This is a genomic window from Calothrix rhizosoleniae SC01, from assembly GCF_900185595.1.
Classification (GTDB): Bacteria; Cyanobacteriota; Cyanobacteriia; order Cyanobacteriales; family Nostocaceae; genus Calothrix_A; species Calothrix_A rhizosoleniae.
Genome location: NZ_FYBH01000005.1, coordinates 1 through 2,397, shown reverse-complemented (window position 1 = coordinate 2,397; position 2,397 = coordinate 1). Strand labels below are relative to the sequence as shown.

The window sequence follows — 2,397 nt, the reverse complement described above, 5'->3', positions numbered from 1 at the left end:
AATCAGGCGGACATGATATAAGAATGCAAGGGGGCAGTGAGTGAAAAAAATGTGGGGAGTGTGGGGAGTGATTTTTTGGATACTTAGCTAGAAATCCCACCCAAATGGGTGCAGCAGGAGAAAGAGTTTTAAGATGTTTGCACCATGATCTGAACAACAAGTAATTTCCCGAACTTTATATTAATCAATTGTACTAATTTACACAATTTATAATTTCCTCCTCGTGGCAGAAGACAGCAAACATAAATGATTGGGAAAATTACATGTGACAGTGCAAGTAATAAGTAATAAGTGAACCATTGCGGTGGACGGGTTCCCCGGCATAAAGCAAATGGTGAACTCCGAAGGAGTAATAAATTTACTGTATAGGTTTGGTGCTTCAACAATGGCTGCGACCTAATTGCTTATATTTCCGTTTTCTTGCTTGCTGACAGTGAAGTTTATACAAAGGCTGTGATTAATTACAAATATTTGTTCAAAGCTTTTATCTGTTGAAAGGAGATTTGTATTCATGTTTGGAATAATTCCGTGGCATAAATTGCCTACTCCTCTAGCTCTATTCCAGCTACTCCAATTCCGCAACAAACTTCAGGAGGATAATCTTCATGATACATCCCAAATCCCAAATAAGGAACAGCTTCCTCAACCCCAGCCCAGTCCTGACGATCGCCATTTAGTTGCTCGCACAGAGGACGGTAGTTTTAATGACCTCAAACACCCGGAAATGGGTATGGCTGGGACTCGATTTGGGCGTAACATACCTCTGAAGGAAGTTTACCCCGATGAAAAAAATTTACTGAAGCCAAATCCTCGGGTCGTTAGTCGAAGTTTAATGACACGCAATGAATTTCGGCCCGCAGGGTTTTTAAATTTATTGGCTGCTGCATGGATTCAGTTCGAGAACCACGATTGGTTTTCTCATGGTGATAATCAGCCAGATCAGAAATTCGAGTTACCCCTAGAACCAGGAGACGATTGGCCCCCAGAGTATGGACCTCTGGAAGTGAAAAAAACTTTAACAGATGCCAGCCGTAATTCAGGCGATCGCTCTGCTCCTCCCACCTTTATTAATCAAGTAACCCACTGGTGGGATGGTTCCCAAGTTTATGGTAGTGACCAGGAAAAAGTCCATCAGTTGCGTTCCCATGTTGATGGTAAATTAATAATTGGTGACAACGGGCTTTTACCTCTAGAATCAGAAAGCGGTGTCGATTTAACAGGCTTCAATGACAACTGGTGGGTGGGGTTGAGCATGTTACATACCCTGTTCGTGAAAGAACACAACACCATCTGCGATCGCTTAAAGCAGGAATATCCAGATTGGCAAGACGACGATTTGTTTGACCATGCTCGACTGATTAATGCTGCCTTGATGGCGAAAATTCATACCGTTGAATGGACTCCTGGTATTTTGCCACATCCTGCCACAGATTTGGCTTTAAATATTAACTGGGCTGGAATATTGGGTCAGGATATCACAAACTTGTTTGGACGCTTCGACGACGGCGATATACTCAATGGTATTATGGGGTCGCCTACCGACCACCATACCGCTCCCTACTACCTGACTGAAGAATTTGTATCTGTATATCGGATGCATCCATTGATTCCAGATGATTTAAAAGTTTATTCCCTCAACGATGGCAAATTTCTATGGGAGAAAAATTTCTTTGAATTGTCTGGTAAACGGACTAGGGCGATTGTAGAAGAGGTGCCTATGACAAATTTATTCTATTCCTTTGGCATCACCCACCCTGGAGCCTTGACATTGCATAATTATCCCCGTTTTCTCCAGCTCTTGAGGAGGGATAACGGTGAAGTTTTGGACTTAGCTGCTGTGGATATCCTGAGGGATAGGGAGCGTGGCGTTCCCCGCTACAATCGTTTCCGGGAACTGATCGGTCGCTCAAGGGTAAATTCCTTTGAGGAAATTACTAGTAATCAGACATGGGCTCGGGAAATGCGTCAGGTCTATAATAATGATATTGATAGTGTCGATTTGATGGTTGGTTTGTTTGCCGAGGATATTCCCGAAGGCTTTGGTTTTAGCGATACAGCCTTCCGCATATTTATTTTGATGGCTTCCCGACGACTGAAAAGCGATCGCTTTTTCACTAAGGACTATACTGCCAAAATATATACTCAATTTGGTCTTGACTGGATTAACAACAACGGCATGTTGACTGTCCTACGTCGCCACTTTCCTAGCCTGGAACCAACTTTATACGGTGTCAAAAATGCCTTTGCTCCCTGGCGTTCTGTGGGAGTGTCCAGCCGTTAATAAACTGGTTTGACAAATATTAACTGGTAGTACCATAATCTCAGACACTGGAATAAATTACCCCAGACTGCCAATTTTTTCATTCACAATACTTGTGTAATAATACTTAGGAAATT

The 2,397-nt window shown here is 42.6% G+C and carries 1 protein-coding gene; it reads left to right on the top strand.

Features of this window, described 5'->3' with window-relative positions:
- Positions 1-511: 511 nt before the first annotated feature.
- Complete coding sequence (locus CALSC_RS00215) at positions 512-2,281, top strand: peroxidase family protein (RefSeq protein WP_088239434.1); 1,770 nt, start codon at positions 512-514, stop codon at positions 2,279-2,281.
- Positions 2,282-2,397 lie beyond the last annotated feature (116 nt).